Source organism: Streptomyces sp. NPDC001536 (genome assembly GCF_042894505.1).
In the GTDB taxonomy this organism is placed as follows: domain Bacteria; phylum Actinomycetota; class Actinomycetes; order Streptomycetales; family Streptomycetaceae; genus Streptomyces.
On record NZ_JBIAVQ010000016.1, the window covers coordinates 216,299 to 241,773 of the forward strand.

Annotated in this window: 22 protein-coding genes; 11 read left to right on the forward strand and 11 right to left on the reverse strand. The window is 70.6% G+C overall.

The genetic code is table 11. From position 1 onward, the window contains the following. Positions 1 to 10: 10 nt before the first annotated feature. The 4 genes from ACFY0U_RS36280 to ACFY0U_RS36295 all read right to left on the reverse strand — a co-directional run bounded on the left by ACFY0U_RS36280 (position 11) and on the right by ACFY0U_RS36295 (position 4,563). Entirely contained in the window at positions 11 to 934 is a 924-nt protein-coding gene (locus tag ACFY0U_RS36280) for a carbohydrate ABC transporter permease (protein ID WP_388643127.1), read from the reverse strand. Continuing rightward, complete coding sequence (locus ACFY0U_RS36285) at positions 931 to 1,755, reverse strand: carbohydrate ABC transporter permease (RefSeq protein ID WP_388643222.1); 825 nt, start codon at positions 1,753 to 1,755, stop codon at positions 931 to 933. Before ACFY0U_RS36285 ends, ACFY0U_RS36280 begins: the two co-directional genes overlap by 4 nt. A gap of 273 nt (positions 1,756 to 2,028) precedes the next feature. After that, positions 2,029 to 3,336, reverse strand: coding sequence for an ABC transporter substrate-binding protein (locus tag ACFY0U_RS36290; RefSeq protein WP_388643129.1), 1,308 nt, complete (start codon positions 3,334 to 3,336; stop codon positions 2,029 to 2,031). Between the two features lie 135 nt (positions 3,337 to 3,471). Then, positions 3,472 to 4,563: a substrate-binding domain-containing protein gene (locus ACFY0U_RS36295; protein WP_388643132.1), complete on the reverse strand. Its 1,092-nt coding sequence runs from the start codon at positions 4,561 to 4,563 to the stop codon at positions 3,472 to 3,474. A 233-nt stretch (positions 4,564 to 4,796) separates the two neighbouring features. On the opposite strand from ACFY0U_RS36295, the gene ACFY0U_RS36300 reads away from it, so the two are divergent. Next, positions 4,797 to 5,459: a TetR family transcriptional regulator gene (locus ACFY0U_RS36300; RefSeq protein WP_388643225.1), complete on the forward strand. Its 663-nt coding sequence runs from the start codon at positions 4,797 to 4,799 to the stop codon at positions 5,457 to 5,459. A gap of 140 nt (positions 5,460 to 5,599) precedes the next feature. Then, positions 5,600 to 6,013: a Zn-ribbon domain-containing OB-fold protein gene (locus ACFY0U_RS36305; RefSeq protein ID WP_388643134.1), complete on the forward strand. Its 414-nt coding sequence runs from the start codon at positions 5,600 to 5,602 to the stop codon at positions 6,011 to 6,013. Positions 6,014 to 6,064: 51 nt separating this feature from the next. On the opposite strand, the gene ACFY0U_RS36310 is transcribed toward ACFY0U_RS36305, so the two are convergent. Further along, a complete protein-coding gene (locus ACFY0U_RS36310) occupies positions 6,065 to 7,408 on the reverse strand; it encodes a Gfo/Idh/MocA family protein (RefSeq protein WP_388643135.1) in 1,344 nt (447 codons plus the stop codon). Between the two features lie 212 nt (positions 7,409 to 7,620). Here ACFY0U_RS36310 and ACFY0U_RS36315 point away from each other — a divergent pair, with 212 nt between their 5' ends. Continuing rightward, positions 7,621 to 10,365 (forward strand): hypothetical protein, encoded by a 2,745-nt coding sequence (locus tag ACFY0U_RS36315; protein ID WP_388643138.1) that lies wholly within the window; start codon positions 7,621 to 7,623, stop codon positions 10,363 to 10,365. Between the two features lie 69 nt (positions 10,366 to 10,434). Here ACFY0U_RS36315 and ACFY0U_RS36320 read toward each other — a convergent pair whose 3' ends face one another. Further along, positions 10,435 to 10,815 (reverse strand): PPOX class F420-dependent oxidoreductase, encoded by a 381-nt coding sequence (locus tag ACFY0U_RS36320; RefSeq protein WP_388643139.1) that lies wholly within the window; start codon positions 10,813 to 10,815, stop codon positions 10,435 to 10,437. A gap of 120 nt (positions 10,816 to 10,935) precedes the next feature. On the opposite strand from ACFY0U_RS36320, the gene ACFY0U_RS36325 reads away from it, so the two are divergent. The 3 genes from ACFY0U_RS36325 to ACFY0U_RS36335 all read left to right on the forward strand — a co-directional run bounded on the left by ACFY0U_RS36325 (position 10,936) and on the right by ACFY0U_RS36335 (position 14,305). Next, positions 10,936 to 11,946: a hypothetical protein gene (locus ACFY0U_RS36325; RefSeq protein ID WP_388643142.1), complete on the forward strand. Its 1,011-nt coding sequence runs from the start codon at positions 10,936 to 10,938 to the stop codon at positions 11,944 to 11,946. Positions 11,947 to 12,006: 60 nt separating this feature from the next. Beyond that, a complete protein-coding gene (locus ACFY0U_RS36330; protein ID WP_388643144.1) occupies positions 12,007 to 12,825 on the forward strand; it encodes an SAM-dependent methyltransferase in 819 nt (272 codons plus the stop codon). Between the two features lie 97 nt (positions 12,826 to 12,922). Further along, entirely contained in the window at positions 12,923 to 14,305 is a 1,383-nt protein-coding gene (locus ACFY0U_RS36335; RefSeq protein ID WP_388643147.1) for a S1 family peptidase, read from the forward strand. A 102-nt stretch (positions 14,306 to 14,407) separates the two neighbouring features. Here ACFY0U_RS36335 and ACFY0U_RS36340 read toward each other — a convergent pair whose 3' ends face one another. Together ACFY0U_RS36340 and ACFY0U_RS36345 are read right to left on the reverse strand one after the other, a co-directional pair. Then, positions 14,408 to 14,572: a hypothetical protein gene (locus ACFY0U_RS36340; RefSeq protein ID WP_388643236.1), complete on the reverse strand. Its 165-nt coding sequence runs from the start codon at positions 14,570 to 14,572 to the stop codon at positions 14,408 to 14,410. A gap of 136 nt (positions 14,573 to 14,708) precedes the next feature. Beyond that, positions 14,709 to 15,872: an ROK family protein gene (locus ACFY0U_RS36345; RefSeq protein ID WP_388643149.1), complete on the reverse strand. Its 1,164-nt coding sequence runs from the start codon at positions 15,870 to 15,872 to the stop codon at positions 14,709 to 14,711. Positions 15,873 to 16,039: 167 nt separating this feature from the next. On the opposite strand from ACFY0U_RS36345, the gene ACFY0U_RS36350 reads away from it, so the two are divergent. From ACFY0U_RS36350 to ACFY0U_RS36365, 4 genes are read left to right on the forward strand one after another with little or no spacing between them, the layout of a single operon-like run. Next, a complete protein-coding gene (locus ACFY0U_RS36350) occupies positions 16,040 to 17,005 on the forward strand; it encodes a carbohydrate ABC transporter permease (RefSeq protein ID WP_388643150.1) in 966 nt (321 codons plus the stop codon). 19 nt (positions 17,006 to 17,024) lie between these two features. Beyond that, positions 17,025 to 17,960 carry a carbohydrate ABC transporter permease gene (locus tag ACFY0U_RS36355; protein ID WP_388643152.1) on the forward strand — a complete coding sequence of 312 codons (936 nt, stop codon included), beginning with the start codon at positions 17,025 to 17,027 and terminating at the stop codon, positions 17,958 to 17,960. A 10-nt stretch (positions 17,961 to 17,970) separates the two neighbouring features. Beyond that, complete coding sequence (locus ACFY0U_RS36360) at positions 17,971 to 19,314, forward strand: ABC transporter substrate-binding protein (RefSeq protein ID WP_388643155.1); 1,344 nt, start codon at positions 17,971 to 17,973, stop codon at positions 19,312 to 19,314. 14 nt (positions 19,315 to 19,328) lie between these two features. After that, complete coding sequence (locus ACFY0U_RS36365; protein WP_388643228.1) at positions 19,329 to 20,528, forward strand: Gfo/Idh/MocA family protein; 1,200 nt, start codon at positions 19,329 to 19,331, stop codon at positions 20,526 to 20,528. A gap of 29 nt (positions 20,529 to 20,557) precedes the next feature. On the opposite strand, the gene ACFY0U_RS36370 is transcribed toward ACFY0U_RS36365, so the two are convergent. Beyond that, positions 20,558 to 21,256, reverse strand: a complete 699-nt coding sequence (locus ACFY0U_RS36370; RefSeq protein ID WP_388643157.1) for a L,D-transpeptidase family protein — start codon at positions 21,254 to 21,256, stop codon at positions 20,558 to 20,560. A gap of 79 nt (positions 21,257 to 21,335) precedes the next feature. After that, positions 21,336 to 22,733, reverse strand: coding sequence for a PLP-dependent aminotransferase family protein (locus ACFY0U_RS36375; RefSeq protein ID WP_388643160.1), 1,398 nt, complete (start codon positions 22,731 to 22,733; stop codon positions 21,336 to 21,338). A gap of 62 nt (positions 22,734 to 22,795) precedes the next feature. Here ACFY0U_RS36375 and ACFY0U_RS36380 point away from each other — a divergent pair, with 62 nt between their 5' ends. Beyond that, positions 22,796 to 24,181: a pyridoxal phosphate-dependent decarboxylase family protein gene (locus tag ACFY0U_RS36380; protein WP_388643161.1), complete on the forward strand. Its 1,386-nt coding sequence runs from the start codon at positions 22,796 to 22,798 to the stop codon at positions 24,179 to 24,181. Here the strand turns inward: ACFY0U_RS36380 and ACFY0U_RS36385 are convergent. After that, positions 24,153 to 25,460 (reverse strand): MFS transporter, encoded by a 1,308-nt coding sequence (locus ACFY0U_RS36385; RefSeq protein ID WP_388643163.1) that lies wholly within the window; start codon positions 25,458 to 25,460, stop codon positions 24,153 to 24,155. The genes ACFY0U_RS36380 and ACFY0U_RS36385 overlap by 29 nt on opposite strands. Between the last annotated feature and the right edge of the window lie 15 nt (positions 25,461 to 25,475).

A 25,475-nucleotide genomic window follows, 5' to 3' on the forward strand; every position in this document is an offset into this window, starting at 1 on the left:
GCGGGCAGCGTCACTTGACGGCACCGGCGGTCAGGCCGGAGCGCCAGAAGCGCTGGAGGCAGACGAACGCGACGATCAGCGGAACCACGGCGACGAGGGAGCCCGTGATGACGAGCGAGTAGAACTCGGGCTGCTGCGCGGTGGTGCTGTTCCACATGAACAGGCCCAGGTTGACCGGGTAGAGCTTGTCGTCGTTGAGCATGACGAGGGCACCGAAGAAGTTGTTCCAGCTCGCGGTGAACGAGAACAGGAAGATCGTCATGAAGCCGGGGGCCAGCATGGGCAGGGAGATCCGCGCGAACATGCCCAGTTCGCCGGCGCCGTCCACGCGGGCCGCCTCCAGGACCTCGTTCGGTACGTAGCCCTCCGAGAAGACGCGGGCGAGATAGACGCCGAAGGGGTTGACGAGGGCGGGCAGCAGCAGCGCCCAGTAGGTGTTGACGACTCCCGCCTTGGTGGCGAGGAGGTACATCGGCAGCTGGATGACCGTGGTGGGGACGAGGACACCGCCGAGCACCAGGCCGAAGAGCTTCTCCTTGCCCTTGAAGTCGTACTTGTCGAAGGCGTAGCCGGTGGCGACGCACAGGAACGTGGACGCGGCGGAGCCGACCACGGAGTAGAGGACGCTGTTGCCGAACCAGCGCAGGTAGATGCCGTCGTTGAAGGTGAAGAGGCGCTGGAGGTTCGCGAAGAGGTTGAAGTCGCCGAACGCGAAGCCGGAGGTGGCGAACAGGTCGCGGTGGCTCTTGGTGGCGGCGAACAGCAGCCAGCTGACCGGCATGAGCGTGTAGAACGCGGCGACGAGCAGGATGCCGTTGACGGCGCCCTTGGACAGGAGGGTCTTCGCGGAGCTGCGGCGGCGGGCCGGCGCCGGGGTGCTGGGATCCGCCTCGCGCCGGGCGGCGGGTGCGGTGTCGTGGGTGAGGGTGCTCATGACGTGGCCGCCTTCCACCGGTTGCCGAGCCGGGTGACGAGGTAGGAGAGGGCGACGCCGAGTGCGGCGAGCAGCAGGGACGCGGCGGCGGCCAGGCCGTAGTCGTGCTGGACGAATCCGGCCTTCCAGATGAAGAGGGTGGGCGACCACTCGGTGTCGATGGAGGGCGCGCCCCGCTGGCCCAGGAGTTTCGGCTCGGTGAAGATCTGGATCGCGCCGACGCAGGTGAACAGAACGGTCATGACGACCGCGGAGGCGATCATCGGCACCTTGATCTGGAGGGCGGTGCGGAGGGCGCCGGCGCCGTCCACGACGGCCGCCTCGATCACTTCGCGCGGGACGGCCTGGAGGGCGGCGTAGAAGATGACCATGTTGTAGCCCATCCACTGCCAGGCGCACAGGTTGACCATCGACGCGAGGACGTGGTCGTTGCTGTAGAAGTCCCAGGAGCCGCCGAGCGCGCCGATCCAGTCGATCACCGGGCTCAGGCCGGGGGTGTAGAGGTAGATCCAGATGATCGAGGCGATCAGTCCGGGGATGGCGTGCGGCAGGAACAGAGCGAGTTGGAAGAAGCGCTTGGCGCGGGCGAGAGCCGAGTCGACGAGGAGTGCGAGGGCGAGCGAGCCGCCGATCATCACCGGGATGTACACGGCGCAGTAGAGGGCGATGTGTGCGAAACCGCTCCGGAACCCGGCGTCCCCCAGGGCGTTGGCGTAGTTGCCGAAGCCTGCGAAGACGCGCTCGGTGCCGCCGAAGCCGAGCCCTGAGGACCGCTCCTGGAACAGGCTCATCCACACCGCGTAGCCGATGGGCGCCGCCATCACCGCGGCGAACAGGACGAAGAACGGAACGATGAAGAGCGCGGCGGTACGACGCTGACTGCGCCGCAGCTTCGAGACGCCCGGCGATCGGTCCGACGACCGCTCCGGGGGCCGAGGCGCGGCCGACCGGCTCGCGGGTCGGACGGAGGAGAGTGCCACGGGGGCTCCTTGACGGCGGGGTGGGAAGGGCTGATGTGCAGGGGCGGCAGGCCGTGCCCTCGGTGGGACACGGCCCCGTGACCGCCGGATGCGGCTAACGGTCTCCCGCGCCCGCTACTTCGCGAGCTTCAGGCCCCGCTCCTCGATACCGGACTCCGCCTTCGCCTGGCCCGCCTCGACGCCCGCCGTGAAGCCGGACTTGGCGGTGGTGTCCTGGACGGCGGTATAGACGTCCATCTGGTTCGGGCCCCAGGTCCAGCCGGGCACGATGGTGTCGACCTGCTCGGAGGCGAGGGCGTAGAGGTCCTGGCCGTTCAGGTACGAGGTGTCGAACTCGGCGGCGGCCACCTCACGCATCTCCGGGTTGGCAGGCAGGGCGCTGCTGGGCGACTCCAGGTCGGCGAGGCGGGCCTCGACGCCGGCCTTGTCCGTGGTGAGCCAGGTGATGAACTCGGCCGCGGCTTCGGCGTGGTCGCTGCCCTTGAGGACGCCGTAGGAGGTGCCGCCGTAGTTGCCGCTCGCGGCGGTGCCCCAGTTGGGCATCGGGGCGGCGGCCCACTTGCCGGAGAGGTCGGGCATCGAGGTCTTCATGCCGCCCGCGGACCAGGAGGCGCCGAGGAAGGAGAGGGTCTTGCCGGAGGCTCGGGCCTTGGTCTCCTCGGGGCTCCAGCCGGTGAAGGTCTGGACGAGGTCGTCCTTGATCAGGCCGTCCCAGTAGGCGGCGACCTTCTTGGTGTCGGCGTCGTTCACGCCGGCCTTCCACGCGTCGCCCTCGGTGGCGAACCACTTGCCGCCGGCCTGCCAGGACAGTGCGGCCAGCAGTGCGGGGTCGCTCTTGGGCATGGAGGCCAGACGGACGTTCTTGTCCTCCTTCTTGACCTTCTCCGCGACCGTCTTGAACTCGTCCCAAGTCTTGGGGACCGCGATGCCGTACTTCTCGAAGAGATCGGCGCGGTAGTAGTACAGCTGCGGCGCGGCGTCGTAGGGGACGGTCCAGGTCTTGCCGCCGAAGGTCACCAGGCTCTGGACGGCCTCCGGGAACTTCGACTTGACCGTTTCACCGGCGTATTCGGTCAGATCGATCAGGTTCCCCTGGCTCGCGAACTCGGGGACCATCTGGTACTCGATCGTGGCCACGTCGGGCGCGTTGCCCGCCTTCACCGCGTTGGCCATCTTGCTGTAGCCCTCGGTGCCGCTCGGTATCTCGGTGAACTTGACCTGGATGTCCTTGTGGGTCCTGTTGAACGCCTCGACGGTCGACTTGGCGCCGAGTGTCCAGGTCCAGTAGTTCAGGGTGACCGGCTTGCCGTCGGACGCGGAGTCGGACGTGTCGCCGTCGCCGCCGCAGGCGGTGGCGAACAGACCCAGGGCTGCGACGGCGGCTACGGCTGCGGTGCGGAACGAACGTGAAGTGCGCGGCATGGACGACTCCTACGAGACCTCGTACGGAAAGAGGCGGTCGGAGGACATCTTTTGTGCGCACACGATCGGAGTCAAGTGCGTTCGCGCAAGACAATCAAAACGATCGAACAACGCTCATCGATCGATCATTCGACTTCAGCCCGCCGAGGGATCGCCGCCGCAGGACGAGCGGACCCTCAACTCAGGGAGCAGGTCGAGGTGTTGACGGGGGCCCGGCCGCTGACCGCTCCTGCGCTCCGCGAGCCGTTGCAGCAGCAGCTGCGCGGCCAGTTCCCCGACCGAGCGCTTGGGCGGCGCGACGGCGGTGAGCGGTACGTCGGAGAGGCCGGCCACCTCGTCGTCGTAGGCGATCAGCGCCAGGTCGTCCGGCACGCGGATGCCGCATGCCTGGAGCCGGGGCACGAGCACGATCGCGTCCTCGTCGCTGTGCACGAGCGCCGCGGTGACCCCGCGCTTCTTCACCGCGTCGACCAGATAGTCGACGCTCGCCTCGTAGTCACCGTGCTCGCGCACGCTCGGGGCGGCCGTGTCGACGTCGAGACCCAGGGACTGCACCGCCGCCTGGAATCCCGCCGAGATCTGCACGGCGTGCGGGCCTTCCTGGAGCACGGCGGTGATCTTTCGGTGCCCGAGCGAGGCGAAGTGGCTCACGGCGACCGCTGCCCCGTGCGCCCGGTCGGTGCGCACCCGGTCGAGCACCGCCGCAGGGTTCGCGGGCGGCGCCGAGCGTTCCACCAGAACGGCCGGCACATCGCGCTCCAGCAGCCACTTCTCCTGGCCGTCGGCGGGTACTCCGCCGAACCAGCTGGGCGCGACCAGCAGCCCCTCGGCCCCGCCCGCCACCAGGTGCTCCGCCTGCACCGCGTCCTCGGCGTCGACATATCCGCTCACCCCGAGCACGAGCCGTGCTCCCTGCGCGGCGACGGCCTCCCGGGCGCCGCGGACGATGTCGGCGAAGATGTAGTTCGTGGTCGGAACGATCATTCCGACCACGACGCCCTCGGAGTCCTCCGTCCGCTCCCGCACCTCCACCGCCCCCTCCCCCGGCCACACCACCGCACCGTGCAGCCGCTGCACCCGGCCCTGCGCCGCCAGCGCCTCCACATCGCGCCGCAGGGTGACCGCGGAGACCCCGAGTTCGGCGGCGAGTTCGGCGACCCGGAGGCTGCCCCGCTCCCGGACTAGTTCGAGCACCCGCTCATGACGCTGGTCGACGTGCAGTCGCATGGAATCCCCCTGGGGCGAGGCCGGACGAACGATCTACGGGCCGACGCGGAGCGTGATCCCGAATCGCTCACTCTACGCCCACAATCGTATCGATCACTTCCGATCAATACGATCAGTGATAGAACGCGGCACTCAGTTCCCCACATGAGGGCACTAAGTGCTCTCTGTGCCCCTCCGGTGCTACGTTCCCGTCCATGAGCGAGAAGACGGACGCGGCCCCCACCAAGCCGCCCATGCGGGACGCCCTGATCGCGGCCGCTTTCCAGCTGTTCACGGAGCGGGGGTACGAGCAGACCACGGTCGACGACATCGTGACGCTCGCCGGGGTGGGGCGCCGGTCGTTCTTCCGCTACTTCCCCTCCAAGGAGGACGTGGTCTTCCCCGACCACGAGGGCTGCCTGGCCGACGTGACGGCCTTCCTGGCCGCCGGCGGCGACGCGGACGAGCCGGTGCAGCGGGTCTGCGACGCGGTCCGGCTGGTGCTGCGGATGTACACGGAGAACCCGGCCTTCTCGGTGCAGCGCTATCGGCTCACCAAACAGGTCCCCGGGCTGCGCGCGTACGAGCTGTCCGTGGTGTGGCGCTACGAGCGGGCCTTCGCCGAGTACCTCCGCGGACGGCTCGCCGGGCGGCGCGACGGGGCCCTTCAGGCCGACGTGGCCGCGGCCGCCGTCGCCGCGGCGCACAACAACGCGCTGCGTTCCTGGCTGCGCTCGGACGGCGAGGGCGATGTGGGCACCGAGATGGACCACGCGCTCGGATACGTCCGGTCCGCCTTCGGAACGCCACCCGCCGACCCCGAGCGCACCGAGGACGTCGTGGTCCTCGTCTCCCGGCGCGGGGCGCCCCTGTGGCGGGTGGTCCAGGAGATCGAGGCCACGCTCGGCCAGGACTGACCGCCCGACGGAACCGCCGACAAATTCAGGGTACGCAGTACCTTTACGGGTGACACTCAGTGCCATACATTATGGGCGTGCACGGTGGCACAGCGAACCGCGCATGTGGGATTCCGCCCGAGCGCAGGGAGTTGACCAGCGTGTACCACCACTCAGCAAGCGTTGCCCGACAGGGACTCGGCTCTGGAGCGGGCCTGCTCGAACCGTCGGCCCCGGGCAACGACGCCATGACCTTCCAGCGCTGCACCTGGTGCGGCACCGCGATGTACCACCGGCTGCTGTGTCCGGTCTGCCAGGGCAGCGATCTGCGCACGGAGCGCAGCGAGGGCGTCGGGATCGTCCGTCACTCCACGGTGGTGCACCGCAACACCCCCGCCGCGCGCAATGTGTCGATGATCGAGATGGCCGAGGGGTTCGTGGTGCGCGGCCGGGTCATGGGCCCGCTCATCGGCATCCACAGCGGGGACCGGGTGCGGCTGTCCGCGGCCAAGGACCCGGTGCGCGGCGAGCCCGTCTTCCAGCTGCTCGACGAGCCCTACCGCGCCTGGAGCTGACGGCCCCACGTCCCCGCCGTCTCCCGGTACCCCACCACCCCGCGCATCACCTCAGTCGTCCCACACCCCGCGGATCAGCGCCCGCACGGCCACGGGCCGCCCCGTCTCGAAGCACCGGTTGGCGGCGAGCCCGACGGCCAGTGCGAGGGCTCCGTCGCGTTCCGTGGCCGTCGGACGCGTCCCCTCCCCCGTCGCCGTGCCCGGGTCCACGGGACCGAAGAGCGCGTCCAGCATCCGCGGGTCTCCCCCGCCGTGCGCCTCGTGGGCGGTGACGAGCGGCACCTCGACCGGTGGCTCCCACAGCGGCCGCAGCACCAGCCGCGCACCTCCGGCGTGCTCCGCGGCAGTGTCCCCGTGCAGTGCTCCGGCGCCGGAGGTGATCCGCGTCGACGGCCGCTGCCAGCGGCTCTCCTCGACCTCAAGCTCCAGCCGCCCGGCGCTGCCGTTGAACATGACCCGGTAGCCCTCCCACGGCGAGTAGGCGGTGAGGTGGTACGTCATGGTCGCGCCCCTCGTGTAGCGCACCAGGACCGCCATGTCGTCCTCGATGGTGACGGGCTCGCCGAAGACGTTGCGGTCCCGGACGTAGCCGTCGTCCTGCTCGGCGTCCAGGTAGAGGGCGCGCAGTGTGTCGTCGGCCGCCAGGTCCAGGGCGAAGGGGTCGTCGGCGGCCGGCTCGGCTCCGTGGGCCCGTTCGTAGTCGCGGCGCAGCCCGTGGCGTTCGCCCGCCGCACTGCCGTAGAAGGCGAGTCGTCCGTAGCCGAAGACCTCGTGCGGTGCGTCGGCGAGCCACCAGTTGACCAGGTCGAAGTGGTGGCTCGCCTTGTGCACCATCAGCCCGCCGCTGCTGAGCTTGTCCCGGTGCCAGCGGCGGAAGTAGTCGGCGCCGTGACGGGTGTCGAGGAGCCACTCGAAGTGGACGGAGACGATCTCGCCGATCGCGCCGCCGGCGAGCAGGGCGCGCACCTTCTCGTGCACGGGGTTGAAGCGGTAGTTGAAGGCGACGGTCAGGGAGTTGCCGGTCTCCCGGACGGTGTCCAGGATGCGGGCGCAGCGGTCCGCGTCGACGGTCATCGGCTTCTCGGTGACCACGCGGCAGCCAGCCCGCAGTGCGGGGACGATGTAGTGGTCGTGGGCGGCGTCGACGGTGGTGACGACGACCTCGTCGATGTCCTCCTTCGCCAGCAGGTCGGTGAAGCGCTCGGGTTCCCACTGGGTGGCGGCGGGTTCACCGGCCTCGGCCAGCAGCCGGTTGTGGAAGGCCATCCGGGTCGGGCTGGGATCGCACAGGGCGGCGACCTGGTGGCCCGGGCGGGCGGCGAGGGCCCGGGTGTAGATCTGGGCGCGGTGGCCGGTACCGACGACTGCCGCGCGGAGAAGGGGAGTTCGGCTCATTGTGGGGGCCTTTCCCGTCGTAGGACACACCAGTCCTGTGCCCGCTCCGCTGGCTTGATCGCATCCCTCGGCCATCACTCGCCCCTCCTCACAGACAACCCACAGCCGCTCCTTGCCCGTCCTCTGTGACGCGAGAGGCTTTCCGGGACCGACGGGACGCCCGCGCTCTGGGTTTTGAGGAGTGAACCTTGATCCGTGCCCGGCGAATATGTGTGACCGCCGTGGCGGTGCTGGCGGCCCTGGCGGGCTCGCCCGGACCGGTACAGGCTCAACAGCCGCCCGATACAGGGACGTTGAGTGCGAGTGACGACAACGGTCTGCCGCCTGGTTGGCGGATCGACGGCGAAGGGGCGGCGCGCAAGCTGGTCTGGCGCGCTCCGGAGCACATACCCATGGGAAACGCCCGCGTCGAGTTCCGCGCCGGGGACCGGCTGCTCGGCGTGCCGCAGCCGGCGAAGGACGGCCGGACCTTCCGACTGGACCTGGCGGACGCCGCCGCCGTTGCTGGACTGACGGACCTTCAGGTGACGGCCGCCGGCCGCCGGTTGGACGCCGCCGATGACGAGGGCAAGGCCTCCGGAGTCGCCCCGAAGCAGTCGGCCGCGCTGCCGGCGAACTCCGTCGACCCCGGAAAGCCCGGCTCGTACCGCACGGTCAGCGGGGAGTACGAGCTCGACCCGGTGCGCCTGCCCGGCTACAAGGAACCGATCGAGATGCGGGCCGAGGTCGTGGCCCCCAAGGGCGCCACAGGCGCGCGACCGCTCGCACTGTTCCTGCACGGCCGCCACTCCACCTGCTACAAGCCGGGTGCCGAGGACGACGTGACCGGTGAGTGGCCCTGCCCGGACGGCTACAAGTCGATCCCCAGCTACCGGGGTTACGAGCGCGACCAGCGACTCCTGGCCTCCCAGGGCTATGTGACGGTGTCGATCTCGGCGAACGGCATCAACGCCCAGGACGCGGACGCCGATGACGCCGGCGCCCAGGCGCGCTCCTCGCTGGTGCGGCAGCATCTCGCCCGCTGGGCCGGCTGGACCGCCCGGCCGAGCACCGCCCCGGCCGCCGTGCGCCAGGCCGCGAAGGCCGACCTGTCCCGCGTGCTGCTCGTCGGGCACTCGCGCGGCGGCGAGGGCGTCAACCGGGCCGCCATGGACAGCCTGTACCCGCCGCCCGCGGCCCAGGACGGCTACCGGGGCCCGGTGCGCTGGAAGGTGCGCGGCACCGTGCTCATCGGACCGACGATCTTCGGCCAGAATCCGGTGGCGGACGTGCCGTCCGTGACCCTTCTGCCGGGCTGCGACGGCGATGTGTCGGACCTCCAGGGCGAGGTGTACGCCGACGGGACGCGCGGCATCAGCCGCGGCGGCGCGCTGCACAGCGCGGTCTACATGGTCGGCGCCAACCACAACTACTTCAACAGCGAGTGGACTCCGGGCCAGGCCGAGGCGCCCGCCTGGGACGACTTCGGGACGGACGAGGAGCAGCCCGACCCGGTGTGCGATCCGGGCACCGCGACCCGGCTGACCGCCGACCAGCAGCACAAGGCGGGCGCCACCTACATCGCCGCCGCGGCGCGGCTGTTCCTCGCCGGGGACGACCGGGTGCGTCCACTGCTCGACGGCTCCGGCAAGCGGGCTCCGTCCGCCGACCCGGCCCGGGTGCTGACCCACGCCGTCGGCGGCCGGCGCGTGGGCGGATTCCTGCCGGACGGTCCGGTGAAGGTGACCGGCGCCCGGCTGTGCGAGGCCATCGATCCCGACCCCGCCGTGTCCTGTCTGGCCCCGGACACGGCAGGCTCCTCACCGCACTTCGCCTGGTGGGAGACCGAACGGGAGACCGGCCGCCGCGCGGTCGACCTGAAGTGGTCGGCGCCCGGTACGGCGGCTCGCATCACCCCGGTCAAGCCGCTGTCCCTGGCCGGTTCGCAGAAGCTCGCGCTGCGGGTCTTCGTTCCCCCGAACACCACCGGCACCAAGCTCGACGTGTCCGTCACCGACGCCTCCGGCCGCAGGGCCGATCTCGGCGGCGTCCAGGTGGACGGCCTGCCTGGCTCCGACCGCACCTCCTCCTACTGGGCGCGCGAGGTGCGCGTACCGCTCACCGCCGCCACCCGCGCGGGACTCGACCTCAAGCACATCAAGTCCCTTGCGCTGACCCCGCGTTCCGGCTCCGGACAGGCCTGGCTGATGGACGCCTGGGGCTGGGCCCCCGGTACCCCGGCGGTCAAGGCGGCGGCCCTGCCGCGCGTCGACGTCGGCCGCACGGTCGTCAAGGAGGGCGACTCGGGCACCGTCACCTACCGGATCCCGGTACGGGTCTCCGGACACGGCAGCGGCCAGGTCCGCGTGTACGTCCTCGACCCGGACTCCGGTGCCGGCACGCAGAAACTGGTCACGGTGAAGCCCGGCAGCGACGCCGTCGACGTGCCGGTCGAGGTCAAGGGCGACACCACCTTCGGCTACGACGTGCAGCACGACATCGCGGTGAAGGCGGTGCGGGGTGCCGTCGTGGGTGCCCACCGCGGCGGGATCACCGTCCAGAACGACGACCCCGAGCCGGTGATCACCCTGAACCCGGTCGCCGACCGGGTCAGCGAGGGCGAGACGCTCACGTGGCGGTTGTCGCTGGCCGAGCCCGCCGCCGTGGAGATCTGGCAGCCCGTACGCGTGCTGCCGGTGACGGAGGGCGCCGAGCTGTCCACCAAGGACGTGGACCCGCAGTGGCTGCTGGACTACGCCGGTGACGTGCCGGACCCGGAGCGGCCGCTGTCCCGGGCGAACCTGTGGGTGTGGCTCAACATCCCGGCCGGGAGCACGAGCGTCGACTTCGATGTCGTGACGATCCGGGACCAGGTCGCCGAGCCGGCCGAGTCGCTGCGCCTGGCGCTCACCGACTACGACGCCGAGCCGCTGCCCGATCGCCCGGTGCTGACAGGGACGGTGCTGGACGCCTCATAGCCGGCCCGCGCAGCAGAGTCAGGGGGCACGGACCGGTCGGTCCGTGCCCCCTGGCCGTGTCCGCGTCCGTCACAGCGTGATGCGGATGCCGACCGTGCCGTCGACGCCTCGGCGCAGCCGGCTGCCGAGGAGGCTGAGCCGGCCGGTGATGCCGTACTTGCGGGCGATGAGCCCGCGGTAGCGGGCGCTGGTCTCGGCGTCGCAGATCTCGGCGGTGGCCGGGACCGGGTCGCCGGTCGGGTTGCCCCGCAGGTCGCAGGGGCCGACGAGGACGTCGGCGCGGGCCCGGATCCGCTTGACCTTCCAGGAGTCGGCGACCGTCCACACGCCGAGGGCGTCCCCGTCGCGCACCACCCATACCGGGGTGGGGACGGGGCTGCCGTTCTTGCGGTAGCTGGTGATCAGCAGGTACTTCCCGGCACCGAGCCGGTCCAGCGGCGTGTCGCTCATGGCGGGGAGTCTAGGCAGGGATCACCGGGCGAGCGCCTCCAGGGGGCGCGAACAATTCGGTTCACCTCTGGTTTCGTCCGGGGGATGCTGGTGGTGACGCACCGGACAGGGGGCTTCTCCGTGACCTGGAAACCTGAGGACGGCGTACGGGGCACGCTGGAGGTCGTGTGCGACGAGTCGGGGTCGGACGGGGAGAACCTCACCGGCGGCAACACCGACGTGTTCGCGCACGGCAGTGTGTCCATGCCGACGGAGATCGCCGCCGCGTACGTCCAGGAGGTCCGGGACCGGATCCGCTCACCCGCCACCGAGTACAAGGCGAACCATGTGCTGCGGGAGAAGCACCGGGACGTCCTGGAGTGGCTGCTCTCGCCCTCGGGCCCGATCGACGGACACGCCCATGTCCATCTCACCGAGAAGGCGTACTTCGTCGTGGACCGGACCGTCGACCTGCTGCTCGACGACGGGACGGAGGCGCTCGCGCTGTACCGGCAGGGGCGGCGGGAGTTCGGCGAGGAGCCGTGGCGGGGCTTCCTCGACGCGGCCAACCGGCTGCTGCGGGTACGGGTCGACGGGACGGTGGAGGGTCCGGTGGACGGGTTCTTCCGCACGGTGGACGACCTGCGGCGCGCGCATCCCCGCATGGAGGTCCTGGAGCGGCTCGCGGCGGCCCGGCCCCGCGCCGACGCCTACCGGGCGGGCCTGTTCGAAGGACCGCCGCTGATCCCCGTACTCAATCCGCTGCTGCCCGCCATCGTGCACACGGTCGCGCACTGGAGCGCGGGCGGGCGGACCGTGCGGGTGGTGCACGACCGGCAGAACATGCTCACCGAGCAGCGCGTCGCGTGGATCGAGGAGCAGGCGGCGCGGGCCGGGATCGCCTTCGCCGGCATGGAGCTGGTGCAGGCGCGCTGGGACCCGCGGATCCTGCTGGCCGACTTCCTCGCCGGGATCGCCCGCAAGCTGGCCTCCGACGAGCTGAACGGCCGGGCGGACCCGGCGCTCATCGCGTTGCTGCGCCCGTTCGTGGGTCCGACGTCGGTGTGGGGCGACGCGCACAGCTGGGCCTCGCTCGCGAAAAGCACGGAAAGTGCCGCCGCCCCCTCACCAAACATCAACTTTGCCGTCTAGATTGCCGGTTGACGTCGTACGCCAAGTACCGCACCAGGCATTCCAGGAGACCCGAGCCCTGTGACGGACGCCGAGGACCTCGCCGCGACCCTGCGCCGGCGGATCAACACCCTGCAACCGCACACGGCGCGGATCTGGAACTACTGGCTGGGCGGCGGGGACTACTACGAGGTCGATCGCGCGGCGGGTGACCGGATCCGTGAACTGCACCCGGGCATCGGCGAGTACGCGCGCGCCGACCGGCTGTTCCTGGGACGCGCGGTGCGGTATCTCGTCACGGAGGCCGGGATCCGCCAGTTCCTCGACATCGGCACCGGTCTCCCCACCGCGGACAACACGCACGAGGTCGCCCAGCGCCTGGCGCCGGAGTCGCGGATCGTCTACGTCGACAACGACCCGCTGGTCCTGGCCCATGCCCGCGCGCTGCTCACCAGCACGCCCCAGGGAGCGACCGACCATCTCGACGAGGACCTGCGCAATGTGGAGCAGATCCTCCAACGGGCCGCCGCAACGCTGGACTTCAGCCGTCCCGTCGCCCTGCTGCTGCTCGGCGTGGTCATCTTCATCGACGACGAGGAGGACCCGTACGGCATCGTGCGCCGGCTCATGGACGCCTTGCCGTCCGGCAGCCATCTCGTGCTGTCGCACACCGTCGTCCATCCGTCGATGCCGGATGTCGACGAGGCCGTGCGGTTCTGGAACGCGCACGGCACGCCCCGGCTGACCCAGCGCCCGCCGGAGGCGGTGGCCCGGTTCTTCGACGGGCTCGACCTGCTGGAGCCGGGCGTGGTGTCGTGCTCGCGCTGGCGTCCCGAGCGAGTGCACGGCGTCGAGCCGCAGCGGGTGGCGATGTACGGCGGTGTGGGGCGCAAGAGGTGAACGCAGACGCCCCGGGCCGCGTATGACAGGAGGGTGCTCGACTACCGGAGCGCCTCGCGGTGTTGATGCCGTGCTGTTCGGGGTTCGGGAGCCATGCATGAGGCACGCACGACGACGGATGGTCCGGCGAGTGACACGGCTGGCCGCCGTCGGCGGACTCCTTCTCGGCTCGGTGATGGTCACGCGTGCCGTGGCGAGCGAGCCCGCGGACGCCTCCGCCCTGCCGCGTACGACCGCGCAGTCGGCCTCCGCCACGGGCTCCGACCTGGTGTCGAAGCTCGGCACGTCCCGTACGGCGGGCTCCTGGATCGACGCCGAGGGCCGCCCGGTCGTCGCCGTCACCGACAAGGACACCGCCGCCCAGGTGCGCAAGGCGGGCGCCACCGCGAAGGTGGTGCGGCACAGCATGGACGACCTCAAGTCGGCGACCGGCACGCTGCGTTCGGCGCCCCGGGTGGCCGGCACGTCCTGGGCCGCGGACTACCGGACCAACGAGGTGGTGGTCCGGGCGGACAGCACCGTCTCGGCGGCCGACTGGTCCCGGATGACCCGACTGGCCGAGAGCATCGGCGGCTTCGTCCGCATGGAGCGCACCGAGGGCACCTTCACGACCCGGGTCAACGGGGCGCAGCCGATCCTGTCGACCGCCGGGCGCTGCTCGGCGGGCTTCAACGTGACCAATGGGCAGAGCGACTTCATCCTCACCGCCGGGCACTGCGGCCCCACGGGCTCCGTGTGGTTCGCGGACAACCGGGGCCGGACGCAGATCGGCAGGACCATCGAGCAGAACTTCCCCGGGGCCGACTACTCGCTCGTCCAGTACGACGGCGGAAAGGCGGGCGACGGCGCCGATGTCGTGGCGATCGGGAACGGCAACGGCGTACGGATCACGGGCGTCTCCGATCCGACCGTGGGGCAGCGGGTGTTCCGCAGCGGCAGTACGAGCGGGCTGCGCGACGGTACGGTCACGGCGCTCAACGCGACGGTGAACTACCCCGAGGGCACGGTCACCGGGCTGATCGAGACGAACGTGTGCGCCGAACCCGGGGACAGCGGTGGGCCGATGTTCTCCGAGGGGATCGCGCTCGGTGTGACGTCCGGCGGGAGCGGTGACTGTACGACGGGCGGGACGACGTTCTTCCAGCCGGTGACGAAGGCGATGACCGAGCTCGGGGTCCAGATCATCGTGTCGCAGCAGCAGGCCGGGGCCGGGCAGCAGGGTGCCTCGCCGGCGCCGTCCGCGGCGGCCACGCAGGGCGCGATCGCCCCGGGCGCGGCCTCGCCGGGCTCCACGGCGCCCGCCTCGGGCATCGGCACGACCACGCAGACGCTGCTGGCCCGGCTCACGGACACCCGGAACATCGGACCGGGGCTGCTGGTGATCGGGGGGAGTCTGATCGCGCTGGTGGCGACGCGGTACATCCGTGCCGAGCAGGACCGCAAGGCGTATCAGCGGTACTACTCGGCGACCTGGGGCTGAGGCTGAGGGGGCCCCGGCGTCGGCCGGGGCAGGGGGGATCGGGGCATGAAAAAGGCACCCGTGCGAGCGGGTGCCGTAGGTGGCCTGGCGAGGGGGGAGGCGTCAGACCGGCTGCGGGGCCGCGGCGGCCCACTCCAGGACGAGCCGCTGGTACTCCTCGCGCTGCTCGACGCTCAGTGTCCCGCCCGACCGGAGCCACAGGGCCCTGATCTCCTCGTTGACCTCGTCAGCCGTCCTATCGAAGGCGGATTCAACAGTGGTGGACATGATGTGAAGCATACGGCCGCGGAGGTGAAGGCGGCGTGAGTAAGTACGAGTAATTCGGGCATTTCGGACCGTGTCGCTGATCACGTGCATCTGTCAAGGCAGGCCAGGCAGTTAGGGCGCCCGCCCGTGGCGGAACTCACCCTTCCGCGGTGCCCAGCACCAGCACCTGGATCGCCAGGACGGCCGCTCCGCGGGCCCAGTCGTGAAAGTCGGACACCTTGGTCTCCAGGTCGACGGGGGCGGCCAGCGGGTGCCGTCCGGCGCGCACGGCCTCGGCCACGGACTTGCCCGCGACGTCCATCAGGCCGACCCCTTCGCCGGCGAGCAGGATCTTCTGCGGCATCGCGAAGTTGGAGATCTGGGCGACCAGGGTGCCCAGGGCGCGCGCGGCCTCGTCGATGACCCGGGCGGGCATGGGCTCGCCCGCGGCGGCGAGGGCGAGGATCTCCTCGTAGGTGTGGTCGCGGCCGGTGGCGGCGTGCACCTGGTAGCGGATGTTGGGGATGGTCAGGAACGAGACGGCGCTGCCACGCTCCCCCTCAGGGGTGAGCGGGCCGTTGGGGTTGACGATCCAGTGCCGCCCGAAGCCCCGGTCCTCCTCGGCGTAGGGCACCCGGTGCCCGCCCAGCACCAGTCCGTAGCCGAGACCGGCGCCGATGGTGAGGACGACGAAACGGTCGAGCCCGCGACCGGCCCCGAACCAGGTCTCGGCCTCGACCAGGGCGGCCACGTCGTTCTCCAGCACGACCGGCAACTCCGTGCGCTCCTCCACCAGTTCGGCGAGCGGGACGTCCCGCCAGTGCAGGAACGGGGACTCGCCCACCACGGCACGCCGCCGGACCAGGCCGCCCACCCCGATGCCGATGCCGGCCAGAGGTGAGCCGTGCGCGCGGGAGAGCTCGTCGGTCATCTCCGCGAGCAGGTCGGCGACCTCGGCCGGGTCATGGGTGGCCAGGGGGCGGTCGTGGCGGGCCACGATGTCGCTTCTGAGGGTGGTGACGACGCCGTAGACCATGTCGTCGGTGATCTTGAAGCCGATGAAGGAGCGGGACTCGACGACGACGTCGAGCGGCTGCGAGGGGCGGCCGGTGCGCACCTCGGCCGGGGCGCCCGCCTCGGGGACCTCGATCAGCAGGCCCGACTCGATGAGGGGTTTGGTGAGCCGGGTGAGGCTGCCCGCGGACAGGTCGAGGCGCCGGGCGAGCTCACTGCGCGAGAGCGGTCCGTTGACGAGCACCTCGATCGCCACCGAGCGTTCACCGGGGCTCAGGGGATGCCAGCTGGCGGCTACTGCGGTCATGCAGGTCAGTCTCCCCCATCAGGTTTCTTTCGCGATAAAAGCAACATGACCACTCTATGGCGCTCACGGTGGCCTGGAAAAGATGTTTGCACGCCTCTTGACGTCTGGATTCTTTCGCCACAAAAGTAAGTGGCCCGAGGATGAGCCGCAGACGAGGGAGTCTCCCGATGACCATCGCCTCCAGCAGCCCACCGTCGCGTCTGCCCCTGGGCGGCGCCGAGGGGGCAGCGACCAAACCCAGGACCCGGAAGGCGCGGGCTCGCGAGGGCGGGGGCGACGGACGGCTCGCCGCGGTGTTCATCGCGCCGGCGCTGCTGGGCTTCCTGGTCTTCCTGCTCTGGCCGACGCTGCGGGGCATCTACCTGAGCTTCACCCGCTTCAACCTGCTCACCCCGGCGGAGTGGGTGGGCCTCGACAACTACACGCGGATGGTCCACGACCCCATCTTCTGGGACTCGTTGACGGTGACCGTCGAGTACGTGGTCATCAACATCGGCATCCAGACCGTCTCGGCGCTCGCCATAGCCGTCCTGCTCCAGCGGCTGACACAGTCGGCGGTGCTGCGCGGGATCGTGCTCACGCCGTATCTGATGTCGAACGTGGTCGCGGGCATCGTCTGGCTCTGGATCCTGGACACCCAGCTCGGCATCGGCAACGAGATCATCGCGGGGCTCGGTCTCGACCGCATCCCGTTCCTGGCCGACGAGACCTGGGCGATCCCGACGATCGCCCTGATCAATGTGTGGCGGCACGTCGGGTACACCGCGCTGCTGCTGTTCGCGGGGCTCCAGGCCATTCCGAACGACATGTACGAGGCCGCGAAGGTGGACGGCGCGAGCGAGTGGCGGATGTTCTGGCGGATCACCCTGCCACTGCTGCGGCCGGTCCTGGCGGTCGTGCTGATCATGACCGTGATCGGTTCGTTCCAGGTGTTCGACACGGTCGCCGTGACGACCAACGGCGGTCCGGCCAACGCGACCAACGTGCTCCAGTTCTACATCTACGGCGCCGCGTTCGGCCGCTTCCAGTTCGGCTACGCCTCCGCGATGTCGGTGGCCCTGCTGGTCGTCCTGAGCGCGATCACCTTCCTGCAGTACCGGCTCACGCGGGCCGGCCAGACGGATCTCGGCTGAGGAGAGGGGAGACACCGACATGGCTGCTGTGACCACCGCGCCGACCACACCCGCGGCGCCCCGTGTACGTCCTGTCCGACGCCGCCCGTCCCTCGGGCGGGTCGTCGCCTGGGTGGCGATGGCCGCGATGATCCTCGTGACCCTGCTGCCGTTCTACTGGATCCTGCGCACCGCGCTGTCCTCGAACACCGCCCTGGCGGCCCATCCCGGCGACCCGCTGCCGGTGGACTTCACCACCGGCGGCTTCGAGCGGGCGCTGGGCCTGCAGTCCACCGAGGAGGCGATCGCCCAGGGCGGATCCGGCGGCGGACTGAAGTTCTGGCGCTATCTGATCAACTCGGTCGTCGTCTCGACCCTGATCACCGTCTGCCAGATCTTCTTCTCCGCCATGGCCGCCTACGCCTTCGCCCGGCTGCGCTGGCGCGGACGGGACAAGGTGTTCGGGCTGTTCCTGGCCGGCCTGATGGTCCCGGCCATCTTCACCCTGCTGCCGAACTTCGTGCTCATCAAGCAACTCGGCCTGGTCGACAACTTGTTGGGCATCGCACTGCCGACGATGTTCATGACGCCGTTCGCGGTGTTCTTCCTGCGGCAGTTCTTCATGAACGTGCCCCGGGAGGTCGAGGAGGCCGCCCTGCTCGACGGAGCCGGAAAGATCCGGATCTTCTTCCGGGTGATGCTGCCGATGGCGTCCACGCCGATCCTCACGCTCGGCGTGCTGACGTACATCACCTCCTGGAACGACTACTTCTGGCCGCTGATGGTGTCCTACAGCGACAGCTCACGCGTGCTCACCGTGGCCCTCGCCATCTTCCGGGCACAGACACCGCAGACCGGCTACGACTGGTCCGGCCTGATGGCGGCCACGCTCATCGCGGCCCTCCCGATGCTGGTCCTCTTCGGTGCCTTCGCGCGCCGCATCGTCAGCACCATCAGCTTCACCGGCGTCAAGTAAGGGGACCGGAATGCGAATTCGTACCGTAGTGGCGGTGACCGGAGCGCTGGCCCTGTCCCTGGTGTCCGGGTGCGCGCAGGGCGGCGCGGCCGGGTCGGGCGCGAACACCGTGACGTACTGGCTCTGGGACGCCAACCAGCTGCCCGCCTACCAGGCCTGCGCGAAGGGCTTCGAGAAGGAGAACCCGGGCCTCGACGTCAAGATCACCCAGATGGGCTGGGCCGACTACTGGACCAAGCTCACCGCGAGCTTCATCGCCGGCACCGAGCCGGACGTCTTCACCGACCACATCCAGAAGTTCGGCCAGTTCGCCGACCTCAAGGTGCTCGAACCGCTCGACGACCTGGGCATCGACGACTCCGCCTACCAGGCCGGCCTCGGCGCCAACTGGACGGGCCAGGACGGCCATCGCTACGGCGCGCCCAAGGACTGGGACACCGTGGCCCTCTTCTACAACCAGAAGATGGTCAAGGACGCCGGGCTCACGGCCGAGCAGCTCAACACCCTCGCCTGGAACCCGAAGGACGGCGGCACCTTCGAGAAGGCCATCGCGCACCTGACCGTCGACAAGAACGGCAAGCGCGGGGACGAGCCCGGCTTCGACAAGAACAACGTCAAGGTCTACGGCCTCGCCACGGGCGGCGCGGGCGACGGCGACGGGCAGACCACCTGGAGCCCCTTCGTCGAATCCGCCGGCTGGCACTACACGGACAAGGCGCGCTGGGGCACCAAGTACCAATACGACAGCAAGACCTTCCAGTCGGTGATCGACTGGTACTTCGGCCTGGCGAAGAAGGGCTACCTCGCCCCCTTCACCGACTACACCGACGGCGCCAACCCGGCCAACGCCCAGGTCGCCGCAGGCAAGGCGGCGGCCTCCTTCGACGGAGCCTGGATGATCTCGACGTACTACGGCACCAAGGGCCTGAAGGTCGGCACCGCCCCCACGCCGACCGGCCCGAGCGGCAAGCGGGCCACGATGATGAACGGGCTCGCCGACTCGGTCACCAAGAACGCCCACAACAAGGAGGGCGCGAAGAAGTGGGTGAAGTACCTGGCCTCCGACGCGTGCCAGAAGACCGTCGGTGGCTACGGCATCGTCTTCCCGGCCACCCCCTCGGGCACCGAGGCCGCCGTGGCCGCGTACAAGAAGAAGGGCATCGACGTGTCCGCCTTCACCGAACCGGTCACCGACAAGAAGAACTCCATGATCTTCTCCTTCCCCATCACCGACTACGCGGCGGACGTGTACGCCCTCATGCGCCCGGCCATGCAGGACGTCTTCGCCAACGGGGCCCCCGTGAGCGGCCTGACCAAGACCAACGACCAGATCAACTTCATCCTCGGCCAGTGAAAGGCACCCACCCCATGACGTTCTCCCTCGGCATCGTCGGCGCCGGGCAGTTCTCGGGCCAGTTCGCGAAACTGTTCCTGGCCCACCCCGGCGTCAGCGACGTCTACGTCACCGATCTCCTCCCGGAAAGGGCCGAACAACTCTCCGCCGCCGAAGGCCTGTCGGGCACCTTCCCCTCCTACGAGGCGATGCTGGAGTCGAAGGCGGTCGACGCGGTCGCGATCTTCACCCAGCGCTGGACGCACGGCCCGCTGGTGGTGCAGGGCCTCAACGCCGGCAAGCATGTGTACTCCGCGGTCCCCATGGCCATCACCAGGGACGAGATCGCGGCCATCATCGACGCGGTCCGGGCGACCGGACTGACGTACATGATGGGCGAGACCAGCCAGTACAACCCGGCGACCGTGCACGCCCGCAACCAGATCGCGGAGGGCTCCTTCGGGCGGATCTTCTACGCCGAGGGCGACTACGTCCACGACATGGACCTGGGGTTCTACGAGGCGTACCAGTACAGCGGCGGCGAGAACTGGAAGGCGACCGCCAGCTATCCCCCGCTGCTGTACCCGACGCACTCGGTGGGCGGTGTGCTGGGCGCCTGGCAGACGCACGCGGTCAGCGTGTCGGCGATCGGCGTGGTCGACGACCGGGACGACGGCGTCTTCGACAAGGAGGTCAGCCAGTTCGGCAACGACATCTCCAACGCCACCGCGCTGTTCGAGGTGGCCGGCGGCGGATCGTTCCGCACCAACGAGTTCCGGCGGGTGGGCTACCCCTCCCACATCCGTGAGTCCCGTTTCCGCTTCTTCGGCACGGAGGGGAGCATGGAGCAGCTCGCGACCTTCGCGCTGTGGCAGGACAAGAACGGTGTGAAGGACATCAGCGAACTGCTGGAACCCAAGCCCACGCTGTCTCCTGACGACCCGTCACTCCAGCACATCGCACCGGACCTCCGGGCCGCCTTCACGTCCGGCTCGGCCCCCGTCCACGACCGCTCCCGGCTGCCCCGGGAGTTCGACAACCTCCACAACGGCCATGAGGGCAGCCACCACTTCCTCGTGGACGACTTCGTCACCGCGGTCAACACCCGGACCCTGCCGTCGGTGAACGCGTGGGTCGCGGCCCGCTACACCCTGCCGGGCATCGTCGCGCACGACTCCGCGCGGCAGGGCGGTGCCCGGCTGGAGATCCCGGACTTCGGGGACGCGCCTCAGTGACGCGTGGGCGGCGAGCCGGGTACCGACTCTCAGGTGCCCGGCTTGCGGCCGTACACGTACACGTCGTCGCCCTTCTTCAGCAGCAACCAGTACTTCTTGGCGGTCGTCTTGGTCATGTTGACGCAGCCGTGGGAGCCGGGCGGGTTCCACATGCTGAGGTTGACCGAGTGGAAGGCCTGGCCGCCGTCGAAGAACTGGCTGTACGGCATGGGCACGTCGTAGATCGACGAGACGTGGTCGATGTCGCGCCAGTAGATCTTCTTCAGACCGGTGCGGGTCTCGTAGCCGTCGCGGCCGGTGCGCACGGGCACCGGACCGTAGACGAGGGTGGACCCGTCCTGGATCCAGCTCAGCTGGAGCGTGAGGTTGACGCAGGCGATACGGCCCTTGTTCGTCGGGCACTTGCCGTCCTTGTTGGGCTTGTTCCCGACGGCCTTCTGCTTGTTCATCAGGTCCATCACGCCCCAGGTGACGGGACCTGCGTAGCCGGCGTTCGGCGTGATGCCGTGCTTGTTCTGGAAGGCCTGGATGGCCTTGCAGTCGGCGGCGGACTGCTTGCCGTCGACGGGCCGGCCGAGGAACTTCTCGACCTGCTTCTGGTACGGCCCGGTCTGCGTGGTGCAGGCGGTGGCCGCCTGTGCGGGCGCGGTGCCCAGCGCGAGCGTGAGCGGCGCTATCAGTCCGGTGATTCCGAGGGCGACGGCCCCTCGTCTGCGTATGTCCCCCATGGCGGGCCCCTCCGTTGCCTGTCCTGTCCTGCGATCTGCCTGCTAGACCGGTGCGCGGGGGTTGCGGTTGTATGCCGGGTCAGGCTGTGACGAAACGGTGAACTTCCTGCTCGGCAGAGCGGCGCAGCAGGTGCACCGCGCGGCCGAGGACGTCCGGTGTCGCCGTGAACGGCAGGCGCAGGTGGTGGCTGAGCGTGGTGCGGTCGGCCGCGAAGTGCGGGCCGGGCGTCACCGCCAGGCCCAGCCGGGCGGCCCGGGCCGCGAGGTCGGTCGCCGAGGTGGTCGGGCCGAGGTGCGGCCACAGCGACAGACCGCCGTCCGGGACCGTGTACGTCCATCCCGTGCCGTCGAGGAGTGCCGCGAGGTGGTCGCGCTGGACGCGCAGCCTGGCCCGGCGGTCGGCGAGCACCTCGTCCAGTCCGTCGCCGAGCAGTTCCACGGCGATGAGCTGTTCCAGGGGTGGTGGCGACAGCTGTGACTGGAGGGGGTTCTGGCGCAGTTGTCGTACGAGATCGGCGGTGGCGCGGATCCAGCCGACCCGCAGCCCGCTCCATACGGTCTTGCTCGCCGAGCCGATCTGGATCACCCGGGGTCCCGCCAGATGGGGCTCGGCTCCGGGCCGCGTCCTCAGGTCGAGGTCGCGCATCGTCTCGTCGGCGATGACGGGGAGCGGGAGGCGGGCGACCTCGGCGCGGGTCGCGGCGTCCATGTGGGCGCCGGTGGGGTTGTGGAAGTCGGGGATCAGATAGGCGAGTTGGGGGTTCCGGGTGCGGACGGCGGTCGCGAGGTGCGCGGTGTCCCAGCCTGCGTCCGATGTCACGGGGACGGGGAGGAGACGGGTCTTGCGGGCGCGCAGGACGGCCAGGGCGCCCGGGTAGGACGGGGTCTCCACCGCGACGGGGCGTCTGCGGTCGGTGTGGAGGTGGCCGAGGAGCAGGGTGAGGGCGGCCTGGGCGCCGGAGGTGACGAGGATCTGTTCGGGGCGGGTGGCGAGGCCCTCGCGCGTGTAGCGGTCGGCGAGGAGTTCGCGCAGGCGTGGCAGTCCGGCGGTGGCGATGCCCGAGTCGACGAGGAGGGCCGCGCTGCGTTCCGCGGCACGGGCGAGGGCGGCGAGATAGGCCTCGTGGGGTGCGGCGGTGAGGGCGAGGGTGAGGTCGAGGTCCGCGTCGCCCGCTCCGCCGCGGTCCAGGGACCAGGGCGTGGTGCGTTCGGTGAGCCGGGCGGGGAGCCGGACCTGGCTGCCGCTGCCGTGCCGGGTGTGCAGCCAGCCGTCGTCGCGCAGCAGGGCGAGGGCGGCGACGACCGTGCCGCGGCTGATGCCGAGGACACGGGCGAGTTCCCGCTCGGACGGCAGTGCGGTCCCGGCGGGCAGCCGGCCGTCGACGACCGCCTCGCGCACGGCCGCGGCCAGCGTCTGGACCAGTGGTCCGCGCCGGTCGCGCCAGGCGCCGAGGGCGGCGGCGAATCCCGTGGTCATCGGTCCAGTCTGCCCCAAGTGGACCAGACCGTGGACGGCGGCTCCCTTCTACGCTGCCCCTCATGCACCGTACTCTCGCCGACGACCTCTCCCGGCTCCCCGAACTCCTCCAGTCCGCCCGCGACCTCGCCGCCCGTGAGCTGGCCGGACTGTCCGAGCGACCGGTCGTCCACCTCGACAAGGCACCCGACCGCGAGGCGCTGCCGACCGGAGGCGCCGGGGCGCAGGGCGCTCTCACGTGGTTCGCCGAACGGTGGGCGCCCGGCTTCTCGGGCTCGGCGGGGCCGCGCTACCTCGGCTTCGTCACGGGCGGCGCGACACCCGCCTCCGTCGCCGGGGACTGGCTGACCAGCGCGTACGACCAGAACGGCTCGGGGGCGGTGGGGTCCTGGGCGACCGCACTGGAACGGGAGACGGTGGGCTGGCTGCGCGAGCTGTTCGGGCTGGGCGAGGCGCACAGCGGGGCGTTCGTCACCGGGGCGACCGCGTCCAACACCGTCGGGCTCGCCGTCGCCCGCGAGTGGCTCGGTGAGCGGCTCGGCGTGTCGGTGTCGCGCGACGGGGCGGCCGCCCTCGGCCCGGTCCCCGTGCTGTCCGGCAGCCCGCACTCCAGCATCGGCAAGGCCCTGTCCGTGCTCGGCATCGGCCGCGACCGGCTGCGGACCGTGCCGGTGCTGCCCGGCAACCGGGAGGCCGTGGACGTGGCCGCGCTGGACGCCGCGCTGTCCGCGCTGGACGGCCGCCCGGCGATCGTCGTGGCGAACGCCGGCACCGTGAACACCGTCGACTTCGACGACCTGCGGGCCGTCGCGGCCCTCAAGGAACGGCACGACTTCTGGCTGCACGTGGACGCCGCGTTCGGCGGCTTCGCCGCGCTCTCCCCGTCGTACGCCGATCTCGTCGACGGTCTCGACGCCGCCGACTCGGTCTGTGTCGACCTGCACAAGTGGCTCAACGTGCCCTATGACGCGGCCGTCCAGTTCACCCGCCGCCGGGATCTTCAGGTGGCGGTCTTCCACAACGCGTCGCCGTACCTCGGACTGCCGGTCGGCGAGCCCGACTTCGTGCACCTCACCCCCGAGAACTCCCGGCGGCTGCGGGCCTTGCCGGCGTGGTTCTCGTTGATGGCGTACGGCCGTGACGGGCATCGCGAGATCGTCGAGCGGAACGTGGCACTGGCCCGGGAGCTCGGGGAGCGGATCGCCGCGACCGACGGGCTGCGGCTGCTCGCCCCGGTCCGGCTGAACGTCGTCTGCTTCACCCTGGCCGACGATCCGACTCAGGAGCGGGTCGACGCGCTGGCGCGGGCCGTGGCGGCCACCAGCGAGGCGTTCGTGACGCCGACCGTGTACGACGGGACTCCCGGGTTGCGGGCGGCGTTCAGCAACTGGCGTACGTCCGCGGCCGACGTGGACCGGATCAGCGGGGCTGTGGCGCGGGCGCTGTGACCGGGGCGTGGTGCGGGAGCTCGCGTCGGGTGCGGACCGGGGAGAGGAAGACCGGCAGGAAGGCCGCCGCGAGCAGCGCCCCGCCGACCCACAACGTGGCGCGCACCCCGGCCAGTTCGCCGAGCAGACCCGAGACCGCGGCGCCGAGCGCGAGCGCTCCGGTCAGGACGAATCGGAAGGTGGCGTTCATACGGCCGAGCAGGTCGTCCGAGGTCATCCGCTGGCGCAGGCTGACACCGAGGACGTTGTCCGTGCCGGTCTTGAACAGGGCCAGCGTCCAGCCCGCACCGGCGAGCCACAGCCACACACCTCGGTCGACGAGCGGCACCAGCAGCGCGGCGGGCGCCAGGACGACTCCCGCCAGCCCGAGGGACCGGCCGTAGCCCAGACGTGTGGCGAGGGGGCGGGCGCAGCGGGCGCCGATCAGGAGACCGAGGCCGCCCGCTGCCCAGAAAAGGCCCAACGCGCTTGCGGGGAGGTCGAGTTCGCGGACGAAGAGGACGGGCAGCATGGTGTTGATGATCTGCATGCCCAGGTTGGTGAGGGCCGCGGTGAGAGCGAGGGCGCGCAGTTCCGGATTGCCGAAGACGTGCCGCAGGCCTTCGGCGATCTGAGCCCTCAGGCTCGTCTTCTGGTTCCGGCCCTTCGGTCCCTCCTTGTGACGGATGGCGGTGAGCTGGAGGGCGGAGGCCAGATAGGCCGCCGCGGTGCACACGACGGCCACGGGGGCGGTGAGGAACTGGACCAGGGCGCCGCCCGCGCCGCGCCCGGCGACGTTGCTCACCGCCTGTAGCGCGACCATGACCGCGTTCGCCGGCACGAGGGCCTCGCGGCCGACCAGGCGGGGCAGGGTGCTCTGGGAGGTGACGTCGAAGAAGACGGTCGCGGCGCCGTTCAGCAGGACGACGGCGTACAGCTGACTCAAGGTGAGGGTGTCCGTCCACCAGGCGAGCGGGACGGAGGCGTACAGCACCGCGCGGGCCAGGTCCGCCACGATCAGCACCCGGCGGTGCCGCATCCGGTCCACCCAGGCCCCGGCGGGCAGCCCGATGAGCAGGAACGCCAGCGTGCTCAGCGTGGCCAGCGCGCCGACCTGTCCGGGACCGGCGTCCAGTGCGGTGACGGCGATCAGCGGGACGGCGACGTAACTGACGTTCGTACCGAGCTGGCTGAGGGTGCTCGCGGCGAAGAGGATGCGGAAGTCGGCGATACGCCAAGGTGAGCGGGGCGGGGTCTTGGGCTGGGCCTCGGGCTGGGTATCGGGCTGGGTGTCGGGCACACGAGAACGCTGCCC